This is a genomic window from Streptomyces sp. Tue6028 (assembly GCF_002300165.1).
GTDB classification, from domain to species: Bacteria; Actinomycetota; Actinomycetes; order Streptomycetales; family Streptomycetaceae; genus Streptomyces; species Streptomyces siamensis.
Window position 1 is genome coordinate 70,003 of record NZ_MLCE01000010.1, and the last position, 18,623, is coordinate 88,625.

19 protein-coding genes are annotated in these 18,623 nt (G+C 72.6%); 5 read left to right on the forward strand and 14 right to left on the reverse strand.

All coding sequences use genetic code 11. From position 1 onward, the window contains the following. A complete protein-coding gene (locus BKI49_RS08495; RefSeq protein ID WP_095933594.1) occupies window positions 1-1,362 on the reverse strand; it encodes an amidohydrolase in 1,362 nt (453 codons plus the stop codon). 260 nt (window positions 1,363-1,622) lie between these two features. Between BKI49_RS08495 and BKI49_RS08500 the strand changes: the two genes are divergently transcribed. Beyond that, window positions 1,623-2,576 (forward strand): endonuclease/exonuclease/phosphatase family protein, encoded by a 954-nt coding sequence (locus tag BKI49_RS08500; protein WP_095933595.1) that lies wholly within the window; start codon window positions 1,623-1,625, stop codon window positions 2,574-2,576. Between the two features lie 75 nt (window positions 2,577-2,651). On the opposite strand, the gene BKI49_RS08505 is transcribed toward BKI49_RS08500, so the two are convergent. The 3 genes from BKI49_RS08505 to BKI49_RS08520 form a co-directional block, all read right to left on the reverse strand. Next, a complete protein-coding gene (locus tag BKI49_RS08505; RefSeq protein ID WP_095933596.1) occupies window positions 2,652-4,670 on the reverse strand; it encodes an FUSC family protein in 2,019 nt (672 codons plus the stop codon). 624 nt (window positions 4,671-5,294) lie between these two features. Continuing rightward, window positions 5,295-6,026 (reverse strand): DUF7873 family protein, encoded by a 732-nt coding sequence (locus tag BKI49_RS08515; RefSeq protein WP_095933597.1) that lies wholly within the window; start codon window positions 6,024-6,026, stop codon window positions 5,295-5,297. 164 nt (window positions 6,027-6,190) lie between these two features. Next, window positions 6,191-6,574 carry a hypothetical protein gene (locus BKI49_RS08520; protein WP_095933598.1) on the reverse strand — a complete coding sequence of 128 codons (384 nt, stop codon included), beginning with the start codon at window positions 6,572-6,574 and terminating at the stop codon, window positions 6,191-6,193. A 242-nt stretch (window positions 6,575-6,816) separates the two neighbouring features. Here BKI49_RS08520 and BKI49_RS08525 point away from each other — a divergent pair, with 242 nt between their 5' ends. Continuing rightward, window positions 6,817-7,215 carry a RidA family protein gene (locus BKI49_RS08525; RefSeq protein ID WP_095933599.1) on the forward strand — a complete coding sequence of 133 codons (399 nt, stop codon included), beginning with the start codon at window positions 6,817-6,819 and terminating at the stop codon, window positions 7,213-7,215. 206 nt (window positions 7,216-7,421) lie between these two features. Here BKI49_RS08525 and BKI49_RS08530 read toward each other — a convergent pair whose 3' ends face one another. Together BKI49_RS08530 and BKI49_RS08535 are read right to left on the reverse strand one after the other, a co-directional pair. After that, the gene (locus BKI49_RS08530; RefSeq protein WP_095933600.1) at window positions 7,422-8,171 is read right to left on the reverse strand and encodes an aspartate/glutamate racemase family protein; all 750 of its coding nucleotides are present in this window, start codon (window positions 8,169-8,171) and stop codon (window positions 7,422-7,424) included. 2 nt (window positions 8,172-8,173) lie between these two features. Next, window positions 8,174-9,646 carry an NCS1 family nucleobase:cation symporter-1 gene (locus BKI49_RS08535; protein ID WP_095933601.1) on the reverse strand — a complete coding sequence of 491 codons (1,473 nt, stop codon included), beginning with the start codon at window positions 9,644-9,646 and terminating at the stop codon, window positions 8,174-8,176. A gap of 162 nt (window positions 9,647-9,808) precedes the next feature. Between BKI49_RS08535 and BKI49_RS08540 the strand changes: the two genes are divergently transcribed. Next, window positions 9,809-10,486 carry a GntR family transcriptional regulator gene (locus tag BKI49_RS08540; protein WP_095933602.1) on the forward strand — a complete coding sequence of 226 codons (678 nt, stop codon included), beginning with the start codon at window positions 9,809-9,811 and terminating at the stop codon, window positions 10,484-10,486. 36 nt (window positions 10,487-10,522) lie between these two features. Here BKI49_RS08540 and pip read toward each other — a convergent pair whose 3' ends face one another. Both pip and BKI49_RS08550 read right to left on the reverse strand, forming a co-directional pair. Beyond that, a complete protein-coding gene (pip, locus tag BKI49_RS08545; protein WP_095933603.1) occupies window positions 10,523-11,485 on the reverse strand; it encodes a prolyl aminopeptidase in 963 nt (320 codons plus the stop codon). Between the two features lie 42 nt (window positions 11,486-11,527). Then, on the reverse strand, window positions 11,528-12,220 hold the full coding sequence (locus BKI49_RS08550; protein ID WP_095933604.1) for a uracil-DNA glycosylase: 693 nt from the start codon (window positions 12,218-12,220) through the stop codon (window positions 11,528-11,530). 235 nt (window positions 12,221-12,455) lie between these two features. Here BKI49_RS08550 and BKI49_RS08555 point away from each other — a divergent pair, with 235 nt between their 5' ends. Further along, complete coding sequence (locus tag BKI49_RS08555) at window positions 12,456-13,100, forward strand: RNA-binding S4 domain-containing protein (protein WP_095933605.1); 645 nt, start codon at window positions 12,456-12,458, stop codon at window positions 13,098-13,100. A 141-nt stretch (window positions 13,101-13,241) separates the two neighbouring features. Here BKI49_RS08555 and BKI49_RS08560 read toward each other — a convergent pair whose 3' ends face one another. The 3 genes from BKI49_RS08560 to BKI49_RS08570 form a co-directional block, all read right to left on the reverse strand. Further along, the gene (locus BKI49_RS08560) at window positions 13,242-13,691 is read right to left on the reverse strand and encodes a DoxX family protein (RefSeq protein WP_095933606.1); all 450 of its coding nucleotides are present in this window, start codon (window positions 13,689-13,691) and stop codon (window positions 13,242-13,244) included. 369 nt (window positions 13,692-14,060) lie between these two features. Next, window positions 14,061-14,747 (reverse strand): class I SAM-dependent methyltransferase, encoded by a 687-nt coding sequence (locus BKI49_RS08565; protein ID WP_095933757.1) that lies wholly within the window; start codon window positions 14,745-14,747, stop codon window positions 14,061-14,063. A gap of 243 nt (window positions 14,748-14,990) precedes the next feature. Beyond that, window positions 14,991-15,977: an acyltransferase domain-containing protein gene (locus BKI49_RS08570; RefSeq protein WP_179332369.1), complete on the reverse strand. Its 987-nt coding sequence runs from the start codon at window positions 15,975-15,977 to the stop codon at window positions 14,991-14,993. A 93-nt stretch (window positions 15,978-16,070) separates the two neighbouring features. Between BKI49_RS08570 and BKI49_RS08575 the strand changes: the two genes are divergently transcribed. Further along, a complete protein-coding gene (locus tag BKI49_RS08575; RefSeq protein ID WP_095933759.1) occupies window positions 16,071-16,394 on the forward strand; it encodes a DUF6343 family protein in 324 nt (107 codons plus the stop codon). Between the two features lie 36 nt (window positions 16,395-16,430). Here the strand turns inward: BKI49_RS08575 and BKI49_RS08580 are convergent, their stop codons facing one another. From BKI49_RS08580 to BKI49_RS08590, 3 genes are all read right to left on the reverse strand, one after another. Then, entirely contained in the window at window positions 16,431-16,811 is a 381-nt protein-coding gene (locus BKI49_RS08580) for a tetratricopeptide repeat protein (RefSeq protein WP_028806009.1), read from the reverse strand. A gap of 50 nt (window positions 16,812-16,861) precedes the next feature. Then, window positions 16,862-17,470, reverse strand: coding sequence for a dephospho-CoA kinase (coaE, locus tag BKI49_RS08585; protein WP_095933607.1), 609 nt, complete (start codon window positions 17,468-17,470; stop codon window positions 16,862-16,864). Between the two features lie 138 nt (window positions 17,471-17,608). Then, window positions 17,609-18,547 carry a PAC2 family protein gene (locus BKI49_RS08590; protein ID WP_095933608.1) on the reverse strand — a complete coding sequence of 313 codons (939 nt, stop codon included), beginning with the start codon at window positions 18,545-18,547 and terminating at the stop codon, window positions 17,609-17,611. Window positions 18,548-18,623: the final 76 nt, after the last annotated feature.

Genomic DNA, 18,623 nt, shown 5'->3' on the forward strand with positions numbered 1-18,623 from the left:
TCAGGTGTCGTACTCCTGGATCCGCCTGCCGTGGCTCCGGTCGAGGAGCGCGGGCAGCCGTTGCCCCAACTCCGCGACCGTGGCGGGCAGATCGATCGTGAGCAGGCGCCGGTCCCGCATCAGGACCCGCCCGTCGACGACGGTCGTGCGCACGTCGGCGGAGCGGGCGCTGTGCACGAGCGTGGCCGCCAGGTCGTGGACCGGTTGGGTGTGCGGTCCGGTGAGGTCGACGAGGACGATGTCGGCCCGGCGTCCCGGGGCCAGGCTGCCGATCCGCTCCCCCAGTCCGACGGCCCGTGCGCTCTGCAGCGTCGCGTGGTGCAGGGCCTGCCGGGACGTCAGCCAACGGGGGTCGCCCTCGGCCGACTTCTGCACGAGCGAGGTGAGCGCCATCGACTCCCACACGTCGAGGGAGTTGTTGGAGGCGGCGCCGTCGGTGGCCAGGCCGACCGGGACGCCGATCTCGCGCAGCGCCCGCACGGGCGTGGGGCCCCAGGCGAATTTGAGGTAGCCGCGCGGGGCGGTGGCGACGGCGATCCGCCCGGGCGCGTCGCGCAGCACGGGAAGGTCGCGCTCGACGATGCCCGTGCCGTGTGCGATGAGCACGTCGTGGTGGAGGAGCCCGGTGCGCTCCAGCACCTCGATGGGTGTCACACCGTGGCGGGCCAGGCTGGTCTCGGTCTGCGCGCGGTTCTCGGAGGCGTGCAGGTGCACCGGAAGCCCGTGGGCGCGGGCGAGTTCGGCGGTGGCGGCGAGGTCGGCGTCGTCCACCGTGTAGGCGGCGTGCGGTGCCAGGGCGGTGGTGATGCGGCCGTCGGCGGCGCCGCGGTGGCGCAGCGCGAACTCCAGTGACCTCTCCCGCCCTTCGGGTCCCTGCGAGGAGAAGAAGGCCTCGCCGAGGTGTGCGCGCAGGCCGCTCTCCGCCACCACCGCGGCGACGGCATCCATGGAGAAGTAGTGGTCGGCGAAACAGGTGACCCCGCCGAGGATCATCTCGGCGCACGCCAGCCGCGCGCCCAACTCCACGTCCTTCGCAGTGAGGTTGGACTCGATGGACCAGATGTGGTCGTTGAACCACTCCTCGGCCGGCAGGTCCTCCGCGACTCCGCGCAGGGCGACCATCGGCGCGTGGGTGTGGCAGTTGATCAGGCCGGGCATCGCCACCTGGCCGCGGCCGTCGATGTGTTCGACGGCGTCCGGGCGGGGCAGACCGCCGCCGGTGACCGTCTCGATGACGCCTCCGCGTACGACGATCGAGGCGTCCTCGACGAATCCGGCCTCCTCCCGGTCGTCGTGCACCAGCGCGGTGCATCCGGTGATGACGAGATCGGCGGGCGTGGTTGTTCCACCGGACCGGGTCATTACGTCACCGTACGACGGCGTCGTGCCGTCGGGGGACGTGAACCGCGCATCCCGTACGAGCTCTGTCGCGACGGCGGACGGGCGAGCACTCTGGCGTCACCACCGTCGCCCTCGGTGCGTGTCACCACGGTCGCCCTCGGCGCGCGTCATCGCCGTGGTGCTCGATGCGTCCGTCGCCCCGGTGTGCGTCACCACCGTCGTCACCGGTGCGCTTCAGCCCGTCTCCGCGCGCCTCGGCGCGCCTTTCGGAAGGAGCCCGCATGCTCCTCGGCACGTGGAACCTGGAGAACCTGTACCGGCCCGGGGGCCCCTTCGGGCCGCCCGACAAGGCCGCGTACGAGGCGAAGCTCGCCGCCCTGGCCGGCGTCGTCGACGGACTCGACCCCGAGCTGCTCGGTGTGCAGGAGGTCGGAGACCCGGACGCGCTCGCGGACCTGGCCGACGTGCTCGACGGCGACTGGCAGGTCACCGTCTCCGAGCACCCCGACGACCGGGGCATCAGGGTGGGCTTCCTCAGCCGCGCGGCCCCGCGGGTCGTCGCCGACACCGTCGCCTTCCCCGCGAAGCTGCGTCCCGTGCAGGCCGACGACAGCGGTGGCACGGCCGCGCACGCGGGCCGCGGCTTCCTCGCCGTGGAGGTGTCCACGGGTGCGCTGACCCTCACGGCGGCCGTCTGCCATCTGAAGTCCAAGCTGCTCTCGTACCCCGGGGGACGGTTCCAGCCGCGCGACGAGGGCGAGCGGGCCCGTTACGGCGCCTACGCCCTGTACCGGCGCGCCGCCGAGGCCACGGCGCTGCGCGCGCTGGCCGACGAGCTCCTGGCCGGAGAGGGCCGCACCCGGGACGTGGCGGTGCTCGGCGACCTCAACGACGAGGTGCAGGCGGCTACCACGCAGATCCTCCTCGGCCCGCCCGGTTCCGAGATCGGCACCTCGGGGTACGACCGCCCCGACGCGGGAGACGGGATGCGCCTGTGGGACGTCGCTCCGCTCATCCCCGCCGACCGGCGCTACTCCCGTGTCAGTTCCGGTCGCCGTGAACTGATCGACCACATCCTGGTCAGCCACCACCTGGTCCACCGGGTCACCGCGGCGGGCACGGGCCTGCCGGACGAGCAGCGGCTCCGGCTGCCGTCGGTGGCCGCGGACCCGGTCGAGCGGCGCGGTGCTCCGGGCTCGGACCATGCGCCGGTGTGGGTGCGGGTGCGGACGTAGCGGCGACGGTGGCCCTGCCGACGTCGGGGTCGTGCGGCGGGCCGCCGAGGACGGACGGTCGCACCGCACTGCGGGCTACACCGCGATCGGTACCTCGGGTACGGCCCCCGGCGCCCCGTGCGGGTCCAGGCCGGCCCGCTCCCGGCGTTCGGCAAGCTCGTCGAGGAGTTCGGCGATCCGGCCGGTGTGCCGGGGGGTGAGCCGCCCGGTGTCGTCGAGGTGCACGGCGCACGCCGTGGTCGTGTCGACGAGCCGCTCCAGCGTGGCCGCCACCTGGTCGGTCCCCTCGGCATGCCGGGCCAGGGCGGGGAGTTCGGCGGCGGCGAGGTCGATCGCGGTGCGGGCCTCGGCCAGCGTGCGATACGCCTCCCGCCGCAGGACCCAGCGCCCGGCCCGGACGTCGGCCGCACCACCGCCCGGGCCGCTCTTGTCCGCCCCTGCCTCTCCCCCGTCCCCGTGCCGGCGTTCGCCGGGTGCTCCGTGCTCGCCGCGGCCCTCGCCCCGCCGTCCCCCGTCCGCGTCGTGTCGTCCCGAGTACTCGGCCCGGCCCTCGTCGAGGACGTGTGCGAGATAGGCCCCGGCGGCCCGTTCGGCGCGCCGGAGCCGTGCCCGCACGGTCCCTCCGCGCTGCCCGGGCATCGGCAGATGGCCCACGAGGAGCACGATCGCGCAGGCGAGCAGGGTCTCGCCGAGGCGGCTCCAGGAGGCCTGCGGCTCCCCTCCCAGCATCACCAGGGCGAGGACGAGGACGGTGACGACGGCGGTCTGCGCGGCGAAGTGCCGGGTGGCGACGGGGAGGAAGGCGCCACTGACCGCGACCAGGGCGACGAGGCCCTCGGGCCGTGGCAGGAGGGCCGCGAGCCCGGCGAAGGCGACGGCGCCGAGCACCGTTCCGGCCGCGCGGCACAGCACGCGCGAGGCCAGCGGCCCGAGGTCGGGCTTGACGAGGAAGACGGCGGTCGCGGGCAGCCAGTACCAGTGCGCGTGGTGGCCGTACCAGTGGGCCTGGTTCAGGGCCTGCGCGACGGCCGCGCCGGCGCCGAAGCAGAGCGCGACGCGGATCCCGTATTCGCGTCCGGCGGGGCCGAGAACGGTGCGGACGGTGGAGGCGAGTGTGCGCGTCCGGGTGTGCAGGTCGCCGCCCTCCGCCCGGTCGAAGGCCTCGGCGGCGTGCAGAAGGGCGTTGTCGAGGGCGCGCAGGGCGGGCGCGGTGCGGGTGGGGGCGGGCAGCGGGCCGGTGGGGGTGTTGCCCCGTACGGCGTCGGCGAGGCGCCGGGGCCCCGCGGAGGCGCGGGCGGATCCGGCGTCCCCGGACCAGGCGAGCGCGGTCGCGGCCTCGGCGAGCGGCAGCGCGGCGGCGTACTGCGCGTGCAGCCGCCGCTCGGCCGCGGAACTGGCGTACCGGCGCAGCCGCGGTCCGGCGAGTGCGTCCTGCGCGTGGTCGAGCGCGGCGGTGAGGGCGACGCGGCGACGGGTCGCCTCCGGCCCGCCGGCGGCGTCGAGCAGAGCGGCGATCGCGTCGTAGACGGCGCCGACGGCCGCGCGCTCCCCGTCGAACCGGTAGTCGCCCGCGGTGGCGCCGGGGGTCGGCAGCGCGAGCCGCAGCAGGAGAAGCCATCCGGCGCCGCCGAGGAAGAAGAGGGCGCGCTGCCATCCCGGTTCGGGCAGCGGCATCCCGGCTCCGATCGCGGAGGCGACGAGCAGCTGGGTCCCGGCACCGGAGGCGACGGGCCCGACCGCGCTGACGGCTCCGGCGACGAGCCCGAGCCCGGTGAGGAGGACGGTGAGCGCGACCGCTCCCACGTGCTGTCCGGCGTACGACCCGACGAGCAGGCCGGCGGCTCCGGCCAGGGCGGGCACCCCGAGCCTCCTGACGGCGGCGCGCCTGCTGCCCGGCCGGTCGTTGATGCCGGCGAGCATGGCGCCGAGGGCGGCGACGACTCCCGCGGAGACGTGCTGGGCCGGCACGGCCACGAGGAGCAGGGGCCCGGCGGCCAGTGCGCCGCGCACGACGGCGCTCCAGGGCACGGGCCCGCGCTGTGTGCGCAGGGCATGGGCGAGCCAGGGCGGTACGGCGACGCTGGGGAGTGACACGGGGCGCACGGAGCTCCTGTCGGACGAGGGCGGGCGGGGTGCCTTCGGGCGACGTCGGCCGGGCTGCTGTGACGTCTACGGTAGATCGCGTTGCTGGAGGAAACGGAACGGGCACGTTTCCGCGATGTGACACTTCACGAGGAAGCCGCGTTCTTTATGAACGCAATCGAGAGGTGCGTAATCGAGGGCGGTCGGCCAGGACGATTCGTGATCGTCACTGAACGCGGAGCGGGCCCGAGGGCGTAGCCGGCCCCCGGACCCTGTGATGCCACCCATTTCACACGCCGGCACGCTTGAGAACCCAGGTCAGTCGTTATGTCGCCGCGTCCTGCCTTTGGACCACCACGCATCGAGCTGCGCGGACTGGACTTGAACCAGCATTTCGGCGTACCAGTGCCTGGGCCCGGTCGATCCGGCGATCGGCGGCGAATACTGAGTCTGGAGCAAGAGTCTGAGATTGATCGCGGTCTGCCTCTGCCGGTTGGGCTACCGCGGCACGGGATGAATGCCGCGGGGAGGGGTCGAACCTCCACTGGAACCGCTCAGTCACGACAAGCTTCAGCTTCAGCTTGCGCTCCTCGCGCACCCCGGCCCTATTGCGTGGTGGCCGGGGAGTCTTCGAGGCTACCCGAACAGGTAGCCGAACACGGCGTCACCGACTCTCTGGTCGACGACGTCGACGCCATTCGCCTCTTCCCGCGCGAACTTCACGGCCTGCTGCAACTTCTCGACACGATCGAGGAGTTCGTTCACGCGGCGGGCGGGCAGAGCCCCCGAGAACTTCACAGTCGTCCAATACCCGACCGGAATGTCCTCGTAGTACACCTCGACCTGAGCCGGATGCTTCTCGGTGGCCTCGGCCTTCACGTGATTGCGAGGCACCTTCTTCGTACGGAGCGTCCGCACGGGCTCGGTCTTCCAGGCATCGGTGGACGGGTCCTGCACCCAGGACTCGGAGGCGTCGAGAACGGGCAACTTCCTCACGAACGTGTGGAGATCGGTGAGCTGCTTCTCGAGGAACAGCAGATACGACACCGGCACCTCGGCGACCAATACCCGCCCGTCCACCTTCACGTCCGCGCGAGCGGTGCAGTTGGCCCAGTCCTTGGTGGCGGTCACATCGAACAGCCGCGTCAGGGTCGCCGCGGTCTCCCGCAGCACGTCCTCGGCCTTGACCTGAACCCGCGTGGACTCGGGCGGCAGCTGCTCACCCTCCTCGTCCTTCGGCTGATAGGTCCGCGATATTCCGGCCAGGAGAGCCGGCTTCTGGAGCCCGTGATGAGCAGCCGTCAGGTCCTGGTGGGACTTGGACTTGACGCCCTTCTCGACTGCGATGATCTGGTTGAGTTTCGCCACGCTCGGAACGGTAACAGCGGCAACCGGTCCTTTTCGAAGCATTATTCGAGGGCATCGCGGACGGCGCGGAAATGCCTTTCGCCGAGCGGACGAGGACGGGCGCGAGGACGAGGACAACGGAACGGCCGCACACGCGTGTTCGGCGACCTGTCCCTGCCGGCGGGTCAGCACTCCCAGAGATTCCGGTGGCGGTGGCGGGTCGGTGGATGGTCCAGGTCCTGCGCCGTGCCGAGGAGTTCGCCCGGCGGTGCGGCGTGCAGGAGCTTGCGGGCGGCCGTGCGGAAGGCGCGCAGTTCGGCGCGGGCCGTGGATTCGCGGGCGGTGTGGAAGGTCTCGTCGAGGGCGCGGGGGTAGGTGTAGGCGGCGAAGGAACGGACCAGCCGGTACGGGACGGCTCGACGGCCCTCGCGCCGGGCCCTGGCCGACTCCGCGCCGCTGAGGCGGAGTTCGGTCAGGTGGTGCGCGGTGAGCGGGCCCGGCAGCCCGGCGGTCCAGTACGGGGGCGTGGCGCGGCGTCCGGCGGGGACGTGGTGAACGGTGCGGGACATCAGGGACTTCCACCGGGGCCGCCGCACCCTCCGGCGTGACCCGACCGGAAGTCTCCGCCGGGGAACCGCCCGAGGAGGGAGCGGGAGGTGCGCATCGGGTCAGCATGTGGGTGGCACGGCCGGGGTGTCGAGCGAAATTCGGATGCGGGACCCGGCCGTCCCGCCGCATCATCGGCGGGTCGCCCGCCGACGACGGACCGGGCCGAGCGGGCCCGGCGTCGACGACCCCTTCAGGAGCTCCCGTGGTCCAGCGCGTCACCGTCCCCACCCTCTTCACGCCGCCCGTCTATGCGCACGCGTCCGTCGTCGAGGCGGGGACGAAGCTGGCGTTCCTCGCCGGGTCCGTGCCCCTCGACGCCGACGGGAAGATCGTCGGCGAGGGCGATCCCGTGCGGCAGGCCCGACAGGTGCTGGCCAATCTGGACGAGCAACTCCGCGCGGTCGGCAGCGACATGGCGCACGTGGTGTCGACCGACGTGTACGTCGTGAGCAGCGAGCCGGCGGTGCTGTCCACCGTGTGGGACGTCGTCGAGGCGTCCGGGCTGAGCATCGGCCCGCACTCCTCGACGCTGCTCGGGGTGGCCTGCCTCGGGTACACGGGACAGCTGGTGGAGATCACCGCGACCGCCGTCGTGCCCTAGGCGGGCCCTGAATGGCCCTTCCCGCCCGCCCGGCGACGCCGAGAACGGCCGGACGGGCCCTGACCGGGTTCGGGGCCGGGCACCGCTCCGGACCGGCATCGGCTCCCGCGCCGCGGGGCTGCGGGGACGGCGCAGGAACGACGCGCCGCTCCGGACCGCCGTCGGCTCCCGCGCCGCGGGGCTACGGGGACGACGCGGGGACGGCGTCACATCGGGGCCGGCGCGGCGTCGGGGCCAGGGTCGGGGCCGGTGCGTCCCCACACCCGCCGCTTCGGCAGCGGCCGTGCGAATCCCCCCGCCCGGCTCGTCCGCAGTCCGAGCTGCACGAGGGACTCGGCCAGTTTGACGGCCGCGGCGACCCCGTCGACCACCGGCAGCCCCAGCTTCTCCCCCACCGCCCGCTGGAGTCCCGTCATGCCGGCGCAGCCGAGGACCAGTACTTCGGCCCCCGCCTCACGGGCCCGTTCGGCGGCGGTGACGAAGGCCTCCTCGGTGCGCCGGTCGTCGCCGAGGTCGAGGACGCCGAGGCCGGTGCCGACGACGGCGGCGCAGTTCTGGGCGACACCGGCCGTGTGCAGGCTGTCCTCGATCTGCCCGCGCGAGCGTTCCAGGGTGGTGACGACGCCGTACCGGCGGCCGAGCAGACAGGCGAGGTGGGCGGCCGCCTCGGTGATGTCGACGACCGGCACGTCCACCAGCTCCCGTGCGCCCTCGCGCCCGTGTTCCCCGAAGCCGGCCATGACCACGGCGTCGTACGGGCCCTCGTACGTGCGCAGGGTGTCGAGGACGGCCGCCGCCGAGAGGTAGCTGTCGAGCCAGCCCTCCGCGGATTCGGGCCCCCAGGCGGGGGTCAGCCCGGTCACGGTGGTGCCCGGGCCGGCGGCGGCCCGAGCACCTCGTACGATCTCCGCGGTCATCTCCTGCGTCGTGTTGCAGTTGGTGACGAGGATGCGCACGTTCAGCCCTCCACGGGTGCGGGCTCGGGCTCCGCGGCGGCACGCTCCGCGCGGCACAGCACCGCGTACAGTCCGGCCGCCAGTGCCGTGCCGATGAACCAGGAGTACGGGGCGACCTCGCTGAACGCCTTCACCAGGGCGAGGACCGCGGCGACCGCGGCCGAGGGCAGGAACGCCCACAGGGCCTTGGGGTTGACGCCCTTGCGGTAGTAGTAGCGCGAGCCCGGCCGGGCGTCGAAGAGCTGGTCGATGTCGACGTGGCCGCGCTTGACCCAGTAGTAGTCGAGCATGATCACGCCGAACAGGGGGCCGAGGAAGGCGCCGAGGCCGCCGAGGAAGTAGTTGACGACGGTGGGGTTGGAGAAGAGGTTCCAGGGGGTCACGACGAGCGCGGCGACCGTGCTGATCATGCCGCCGACCCTGAAGGTGATCTTCTGGGGCCAGACGTTGGCGAGGTCGTAGGCGGGTGAGACGAAGTTGGCGACGATGTTGACGCCCATGGTGGCGATGGCGAAGGTCAGGGCGCCGAGGACCAGGACCCAGGTGTTGCCCACCTTGGCGACGAGCAGCGCGGGGTCGGTGATGGCCTCGCCGAACGCCTCGATGGAGCCGGCCGTCACGACGACGGACACGATGACGAAGGCCGTGGAGTTGATCGGCAGGCCCCAGAAGTTGCCGCGCTTGACGGTCCGGTAGCTGGGGGCGAACCGTGAGAAGTCGCAGAAGTTGAGCATCAGCGTGCCGTAGGTGGCGAGGATGAGTCCGACCGCGCCGAACCACTGGCGCCACTGCTCGCCCGCGGAGACCGGGTGTGGGGTGGAGGAGAGCGGGATGCTCCAGCCGGCCTTGGCGAGGACCCAGATGGCCAGGGCGATCATCACGAGCCAGATCGCGGGGCCGCAGAAGTCCTGGAACTTGCGGACGGATTCCATGCCCTGACTGATGATCAGTGCCTGGAGGACCCACAGGGCGAGGAAGGACGTCCAGCCGAGCGCGTCCAGGCCGACGAAGGAGTGGTGGGTCCAGGACTCCAGGCCCGGCCAGGCGGCGAGCAGCATGACGTTCACGGCGACGGAGGCCAGATAGGTCTGGATTCCGTACCACATGATGGCGATGACCGCCCTGATCAGTGCGGGGATGTTGGCGCCCCAGACCCCGAAGCTGATGCGGCTGACGACGGGGAACGGAACGCCGGTGCGCTGTCCGACGCGCCCCATCAGGTTCATGCCGGCATAGATGAGCACGAAGCCGACGAGCAGGGACGTGAAGATCTGCCAGACGTTCATGCCGAGGACCAACAGGCCCGCCGCGAACGTGTAGTTGCCGAGGTTGTGGACGTCGGACATCCACATGGCGAAGAGGTCGAAGACCTTCCAGTTGCGCTTGCCGGCGGGTGCGAGGTCTTCGTTGGTGAGGCGGGGGTCGGGGACGAACGCTGCTGTGCCGGTGGCTTCGGCGCGGTCGGCGAGGGACACGGGGCCTCCAGGGACGACGTGAGCGAGGGACGGCGGAGGACGACTTGCCGGATGCGTTTGGTATACCAAACTGCTCTCATGGTCCTCCCGTCAAGCGTCGTGACCGATGTCGTTGCCGTTACGCCTCCGTAAAAGCCCCCTCGCTTCGGCGAAGATGGCCCCATGACGAAGATCGAACCCCTCGGCGCGGTGCGCGAGCGCGTCCTCGCGACCCTGCGGCAGGACATCATCGCGGGCCGGATGCGCCCGGGTGACCGGCTCGTGGAGCGTGAGCTGGCCGAGCGGTTCGGGGTCTCCCGGGTCCCGGTCCGGGAGGCGATCCGGGCCCTGGTCGCGGAGGGTTTCGTCCTCTTCGAGTCGGCACGCCGCACCGTCGTGCGGCGGCTGACCCCCACCGACGTCAAGGAACTCTTCGAACTGCGCGAGGCGTTGGAGGTGTACGCGGCGGGACTGGCCGCGTCACGGGCCACCCCTCAGGCGCTGGCGGAGCTGCGGCAACTGCTCGGCCAGGCGGCCTCGGCGACCCGCGCCGGGGACGCCGAGGCGATCACCGACATCAACACCCGCTTCCACGACCGCATCCTCGCCATGGCGGGCAACAGCCTGCTGATCTCCGTCATGGAGCCGGTCGACGGCCGTCTGCGCTGGCTCACCCGGCAGAACGAGGAGTGGCCGCAACTGCTCACCGAACACGGCGAGTTGTACGAGGCCATCGCCTCCGGAGACCCCGACCGGGCCCGCGCCCACACGCTCAGCCACGTGCGCGCCAACTACCGCTCCACGGTCCGGCACCTGTTCGGCGAGACCGAGGCCCCCGAACCCGGCACGCCGGGCACGTGACTCCGCCCGCGAGTCCCCTGACGTCGTGCGGGTCCGCTACCCCCGCGCGTACCTGTCGGTGGCCGCGACCAGCGCCTCCGCCATGCCCGGAGCGCCGGCACCGTGCCCGGCGTCGTCCACGACGACCAGCTCGCTGTCCGGCCAGGCCCGGTGCAGCCGCCAGACGATGCCCAGCAGGTTACCGAAGTCCAGACTGCCCTGCACCAGCGTGCCCGGGATGCCCTTGAGCAGGGGCGCGTCCCGCAGCACCACGCCCTCGGCGTTCCCTTCGCCCAGGAAGTGGTCGTTGCCCCAGTAGTGGGTGACGGTCCGGGCGAAGCCCATGCGGAAGGCCGCGTCCTCGTAGCGTTCCACCGAGCGGGGCGGCGCCGGGACGGTCGCCGTCTCCCAGTCGGTCCACGCGCGCGCCGCGCGTTCCCGCACCCGCGGGTCGGGCGACTCGATCAGCCGGTTGTAGGCGGCGGCGAGGTTCCCGTCGCGGTCGTGCGCCGGCAGCTCGCCGAGGAACCGCTCGAACGCCTCCGGGAAGATCTTCCCCAGCCCCCTGGTCAGCAGCGCCACCTCGGGGTCCGATCCGGTGGCCACTCCCGTCAGCACCAGTTCGGACACCGCGTGCGGATGGGTCTGCGCGTACCGCAGCCCGAGCACCGACCCCCACGACACGCCCCACACCAGCCACCGCTCGATGTCGAGCCACCGCCGCAGCAGCTCCAGGTCCCGGATCAGACGGTCCGTCGTGTTGACACCCATGTCCGTGTCGTGGGCGCTCGCGTGCGGGGTCGACCGTCCGGAGCCGCGCTGGTCGAGAAGCACGATCCGGTACGCGGCCGGGTCGCAGTAGCGCCGGTAGTGCGGGGTACAGCCGGAGCCGGGCCCGCCGTGCAGCATCACCGCCGGCTTGCCGCGCGGATTGCCGCAGACCTCCCAGTACACCTGGTTGCCGTCCCCGACATCGAGCATGCCGCCGTCGTGAGGTTCGATCTCCGGATACAGGCCCATCCGCGCACCGTAACGCCCGTACCGCGGCGCCGTCGCGGCGATTCACGCCAACCCGGCCGCCTCCTTCGCCGTCCGCAGGACGTCCCGCAGCATCTCGGGGGTGAGCTTGCCGGTGAAGGTGTTGCGCTGGCTGACGTGGAAGCAGCCGAACAGCTCCAGCCCGTCGAGCGACACCCGCGCCCCGTGCGCGAAGGCCGGCCGCGGCTTCGGCACCGCCCACCCAGCCTCGGCGAAGGCCGGCAGCGCGGCCTGCCAGCCGAAGGCGCCCAGGATCACCACCGCGCGGAGCGAGGGCCGCAGCAGCTCCAGTTCCGTCACCAGCCAGGGCCGACATGTGTCCCGTTCCGCCGGTGTCGGCTTGTTGTCGGGCGGCGCGCAGTGGACCGGCGCGGTGATGCGGACGCCCCGCAGTTCCAGGCCGTCGGTGGCGGACACCGACGTCGGCTGCGAGGCCAGGCCCACGTCGTACAGGGCCTGGTACAGCACGTCCCCGGAGCGGTCGCCGGTGAACATGCGGCCGGTGCGGTTGCCGCCGTGCGCGGCCGGGGCGAGGCCGACGATCAGCAGCCGGGCGTCCGCCGGGCCGAAACCGGGCACCGGCCGTCCCCAGTACGTCTCGTCGGCGAAGGCGGCGCGCTTGGTGCGGGCCACCTCCTCGCGCCAGGCGACCAGGCGCGGGCACGCCCGGCAGCCGGAGATCCGCGCGTCCAGTTGGGCCAGGCCACCGGTGTCCATGCCTCCACCGTACGACCAGGTCATCACCCCGCCCGTGGCCACGAACCCGCGGATCGGCAGGAGGAGAGCGAGGGTCGCCCCCTGCCGCGCTGTCTCGCCGAGGTCCCCCGGCCCACCGTGCCGCGGATGACTCGATCGACAGCCGCCGGACTCGCCCTGCCCGCCGCATCCGAGGTGATCCGTGCGACGGAAAAACCCGGAGGTGTCCGGGCCCAGGAGGACTAAAGTCGACGACATGGCTTCTCAGGGTGCTGACGGGGAGAAGAAGGACACGGGCGCGGGCGCCGCGCCCGGCTCCGGCGACGCGGCGGCCTCCGCCAGGGCCGCGGGTCCGGCGAGCGGCGAGAGCGTGCGCGTCGACAGCTGGATCTGGTCCGTGCGGCTCGTCAAGACCCGCTCACTGGGCGCCACCGCCTGCCGCGGCGGACATGTCCGGGTGAACGGCGAACGCGTCAAGCCCGCCTACTCCGTGCGCGTCGGCGACGAGGTGCGCCTGCGGCACGAAGGCCGGGAGCGGGTGGTCGTCGTCAAGCGCCTCATCCGCAAGCGGGTCGGTGCGCCCGTCGCCGTCGAGTGCTACGTCGACAACAGCCCGCCGCCCCCGCCGCGCGAGGCCGTCGCCCCGGCGGGCATCCGTGACCGCGGCACGGGCCGCCCGACCAAGCGGGACCGCCGCGACATGGAACGGCTGCGGGGGCTCGCCGCCGGCACGTCCGGTTTCGCCGACGCGGCCCGTGCGGCCGGCGCTCCAGGCACCGGCCCCGCCCCGACGGCCCGCCCGGGCAGGTCCCACCCGTCGGGCACGTCCCGGTCCTCGGGCTCCTCGCGATCCTCCGGCGCGCGCGGTCGGCAGGACGGCTTCGACGACGCGGACTCCTGAGCCGTCCGGTCCGCTCGGCGCACCCGACCGAGCCGTCTCGCGACGGGGCATCCGGCCCCACCGCGGCTGACGCACCCCGTGACGACGTACGGCGGCGAGGGCACCCCCTGTTGCCGGGGTGCCCTCGCCGGCGTACGGCCGTCATGCCCGTCGGCGCACCAGTCGCAGCAGCTCCGTGGTGTGGCTCCGCCTGGCCCAGGCGATCAGGGCGAGCGGCAGGACGAGGATGAGCGGGGTCGCCGCATAGGGGCCGTGGATGGCGGTGATGTTGGCGATGAACGCGCCCACCATCAGCGCGCTGAGCGCCATCGCCGCCACGGAATCGAGCAGCGGGATCAACAGGGCGATGCCTCCGGCGAGTTCGAGTGCGCCGATGATGTACATGCCCGTGTGGCCCCAGCCCAGCTTGTCGAAGGTCTCGGCGGCCGACGGGTGCGCGATCAGCTTGGGCAGGGCACTCGCGATGGCGTAGAAGAGGCCGAGGACGATCTGCAGAGCGGTCAGGGAGACGCGTGCGCCACGGCTGCGCCCGCGGGCGTTCACGGAGGCGGCGGAGGCGACTCGGGAGGCGGGGAGGGTGGTCTCGGACATGCTGGTCTCCTGTGGGAAGCGGTGGTTCGTGCTTTCACAGAGGTAGACCGGGCGGGCTCGCGGAACTCATCGCCGCCGGACGACATTTGTTCGCCCCACTCGCCCCCCGCGCCCCGCGCCCCGCGCCCCGCGCCCCGCGCCAGCACACACCCCGGCGGCCACGCACCCGCAACCGCGTCCTCGCCCCTGAGGACCAGCCCCACCGGGCCAGGCCCGCTCGGGAGCGGAGCGCAGTCCCACCGTCTCGGTATCAGCCCCTGCCGCACCCTCGGGGTCAGTCCCGCGCCTTCGGAGTCGATCCCACACCCCGAGCCAGCCACACGCCCCCGGGATCGGCCCCGCAACCCGAGCGAGCACACACCCCCGGAATCACCCCCGCGTCGCCTTCACCGCCCTCATCCACACGCCGTCCTCGGTCAGGCGACGGTCCACTCTCAGTCCGGCCTCCCGCAGGGCCTCCTCGAACTCGTCCTCCGTCAGCGGGCGGGCCAGGAACGTCTGGGTCCAGGTGGCGTCGGGGAACTCGTACTCCGCGCGGACCGAGTTCACCCCGTCGCCGACCGGATCCGCGGACAGGATGCGGACGGTGAAGCCGGAGGCGTCCACCCGCTCACGCGGCACGCGGGTGTGCCAGTCCTGCCCCTCGCGCTGGATCAGCACACAGCCGTCGTCAGCGACATGGCGGACACAGGTGTCCAGCAGCGCTCTGCGCTCCCTCGCGTCACCGGTGTGCACGAGGAACGACGCGAGCATCACCACGTCGAAGGTCTCACCGAGCTCGAGGCCCTCGATCGTGCCGCATATCGTGCGGGCGCCACGGACACGCTCCAGCATCTCGGCGGACTCGTCCACGGCCGTGACCGTGAAGCCCCGCTCCAGGAGCGGATGGGTCACGCGGCCCACCCCGCTGCCCAGTTCCAGGATGTGCGCGCCCGGGGGCACCGCGGCGGTCACGATGTCCGGCTCGTCCCCGACGGGCAGGCGCGCGTACAGCTCGACGGCGCAGCCGTCCGGTGTGATCGCGCCCGGTCCCGTCCCCGCGTGTCCCTGCCGCATCTCTGTCTTCTGACGCTTCTCGATGCTCATACCCGTCCAACGGACGGTCTCCGGCACCCCGTTCCAGCTCACCACCACTCGTTCGGGTGATGTGTTCGAGGGATGCCGGTTCGAGAGGGCGCCATTTCGAGACGGGCGGTTCGAGAAGGGCGGTTGGAGAAGGACCGGTTCGAGGAAGGGGCGGTCCGAGGAATGCCGCCCGGGGCCGAACGCTCGGGTCGGTCACCACACGAACCGTTCGGCTCACAACGCGAACCAGCCGTGCCCGCCGTACCAGTGGCCGCCCGCACGCAGATGGTCGACGACCGCCCGCTCCACGCTGTTGCGCCGGGGCAGCGTCTCCAGCGGCAGCTCGGGATCGCCGAAGACGAACCCGACGGGCACCCCGTCGTCCGGGGTGCCGTCCTGGTGGACGAGCGCGAACCGGTCCTGGAAGCGGACGATGTTGGACTCGGCGGGCAGATAGCGCTTGAGCTGGGGATCGAGCAGCCAGGAGTGGCACACGGCCACCCCGTAGCCCTCGTCGGGGAAGTGGCGGGCGAAGAAGTCGCGGGCCAGGGCGAGCGAACGGTCGCAGGCGGCGGGTGTCAGCGGCCCGCGGAAGTCGGTGATGTGCAGGCTCAGGCACGGGTCGCCCGGGCCCAGGTCAAGACCCGCGTCGGCGACGGCCCGGCCCGTGCGCCGGCCGAGCCGCGCCCGCTGGAACTGGAGCCTGCCCAGCTGGAACAGCTCCCCGTGGAAGTGCAGGGCTATCCACCAGGGGAACAGCAGTCCCGGTGTCCCGGCCCTCCTGCAGTGGACGGCCACGTGACGGCCGAGGTCGGCGAGGGTGCGGCGGGACACGTCCTCGGGGATGCCGCGCTCCCGGTGGTAGGCCCGCACGTGGGGCAGCACCGCGATGAAGACGTACACATGGAAGCAGCGTCCGAGTGCTCCGGCGGACTCCGGGAAGGCGGGCGGCTCCCAGCCCTTGCCGATCTCCCCCATGTCCCGCACGAAGCGGGCCACGCAGCGCGCGAGGAGGGTCATGGCCTCCGGGTCGGCCACCAAGCGGGCCCGCAGCGCGACGAGTTCGTTGATGTGCTCGTGGGCCACGGTCAGGTCGAGCAGCACGTCGGCCAGCTCGTCACCGTCCGGGAGCACCGCTTCCACCCCTGGCGGACCTTCGCCCTCCAGGCTCTTCAGCCACTCCGCGAGTCCCGCGTCCGCCCGCAGCGCCTCCAGCAGCACCGTCGCCTCCCCCGGCGGTCGCCGTACCGACCGCTCTCACTTGGTGAACGTGCACCACGAAGAGTACGTTTTCCAGTAGGAGTGGTGATCCTGATGCGTACGGGCAGTGAACCGACGACAGCGCGCAGTGCACTGCGGGCGCGCTTCTGGCTGAGCCTGTGGGGCCTGGTCTGGGCGATCTTCGGGACGGTCGCGTTCGCGCTGGTCGGGCGGCCCGGCTGGGCTGCCGCGTGCGGCGTTCTGTGGCTGGTCGTCACCGTCGACATGGCGGTGATCCTGCGGCACATCCGTCAGGGGCCGCACTATCAGCCGGGACGCGACGTGCCGCCCTACGCACCGCCGGAGACGCGACCGCCGTACCGGTCTCCGGGCAGCCGGCCGCCTTACCGACGGCCGCCCGAGCACCGCCACCCGTGACCGCTCGGAGCATCGGCACCCACGCGCGGCCCGTCCCTACGCGTCGAAGCGCGCCGCCTCCAGGTACTGCGGCTTCGGGTCGAGCGCCGCCGCCAGCCTGAAGTGACGCTTGGCCTGCTCGGGGCGACGCTGGCGCTCGTAGGTGCGGGCGAGCGCGAAGTGCGCGAACGCGTTGTCCGGCTCACGCTCCAGCACGATCGTGAACTCCAGCTCGGCGGGGCGCAGTTGCGCGGCGGCGAAGAAGGCCCGTGCGCGCAGCAGCCGGGCCGCCGTGTTCTCGGGATGGGCGGCTATGACCGGATCGAGCAGCTTCACCGCGCCCCGCGGATCGCGCGCGGCGAGCAGTTGCTCGGCGGCGCGGAAGTCGATGACATGCGTCTCCGGAGTACGTCCGGTCGAACCGCTGGTCTCGGGCACGGCTGAGTCCTTCCCTCACTGCACGGGTTCAACGCCCCCGTCGGGGGCCGCTATTCCCCGGGTCGGTGGGCTCGGCGCACGAGACCGTCCCATACGTCCCGTACGCGGCGTTCCAACTCGCCGAGGGCCACGTCGTTGTCGATGACGACGTCCGCGACCTCCCGGCGCTTCTCGCGCGTGGCCTGGGCGGCCATGCGCGCGCGGGCGTCCTGCTCGGTCATGCCCCGCAGCCGTACGAGCCGGTCGAGCTGGGTCTCGGGGGCCGCGTCGACGACGATCACGAGGTCGTACAGCGACGCGAGGCCGTTCTCGGCGAGCAGGGGCACGTCGTGCACGACGACGGCGTCGTCGGGCGCGGCGTCCTCCAGTTCGCGCGAGCGCGCGCCCACCAGCGGGTGCACGATCGCATTGAGCACGGCGAGCTTCTCGGGATCGGCGAAGACGATCGCTCCCAGCCGGGGCCGGTCCAGGCTCCCGTCCGGGGCGAGGATGTCCCGTCCGAAGGCGTCCACGACCGCCGCGAGCCCGGCGGTTCCGGGCGCGACGACCTCCCGCGCGATCCTGTCCGCGTCGATCAGTACCGCTCCGTGCTCGACGAGGAGCCGTGACACCTCGCTCTTGCCGGCGCCGATACCGCCGGTCAGGCCCACCTTCAGCATGCCCAGCAGCTTAGGCCCTGACGACCGCGGGCCCCTCGGTCGGGAGGGATCGCTCGGCCGGGAGGGCGGGAACGGGCCCGGTCGTCCGCGCGGCCCGGGGTCCGGCGTCCGGGGTCCGGGTCCGGGTCCGGGGTCCGGTCAGGAGTCGCCCTCGCGCTCGGCCAGGAACCGCTCGAACTCCAGGCCGATCTCGTCCGCGGAGGGGATCTCCACCGGCTCCGCGAGCATGTTGCCCCGCGTGTCGGCGCCCGCGGCCGCGTCGTACTGGTGCTCGAGGCCCTGGACGAGGGAGACGAGCTCTTCGTCGCCCTCCTGGATCTGCCGGTCGATCTCGGTCTGCGTACGGTGCGCCTCGGTGCGCAGGGTGTGCGCGATGCCGGGAAGCACCAGGCCGGTCGCGGCGGTGATCGACTCCAGGACCGTCAGCGCGGCGTCCGGGTACGGCGAACGGGCGATGTAGTGCGGCACGTGCGCGGCGACGCCCAGGACGTCGTGTCCGGCCTCCATGAGGCGGTACTCGACGAGGGACTCGGCGCTGCCGGGGACCTGGGCCTCGTCGAAGGGGCTGCGGTGGCCGGGTACCAGCTCGGTGCGGTTGCCGTGCGGGGTGAGGCCCACGGGCCGGGTGTGCGGGACGCCCATGGGGATGCCGTGGAAGTTCACCGACAGACGGACGCCGAGCCGCTCCACGATCTGCTGGACGGCGGCGGCGAAGCGTTCCCACTCCACGTCCGGCTCCGGGCCCGACAGCAGCAGGAAGGGCGCTCCGGTGGCGTCCTGGACGAGCCGCACGTCGAGGGTGGGCTCTTCGTAGTCGGTCCAGCGGTCGCGCTTGAACGTCAGCAGCGGCCGGCGGGCCCGGTAGTCCACGAGCCGGTCGTGGTCGAAACGGGCCACGACCTGGTTGGGCAGCGAGTCGAGCAGCCGGTCGACGATCTGGTCGCCGGTCTCGCCCGCGTCGATGTATCCGTCGAAGTGGTAGAGCATGACAAGACCGGCCGACTCCTGCGCCAACGCCACGTCGACGACGGCCAGGCCCTTCGGCTCCCATGCGTACAAACCCTGCGGATCAAGCACTGTGACCGCTCCTCCTCGTGTTCGTACAGCACAACATGGTGCGGAGCGCGGGCATTCCCGGCCCGCGCCCCTCACC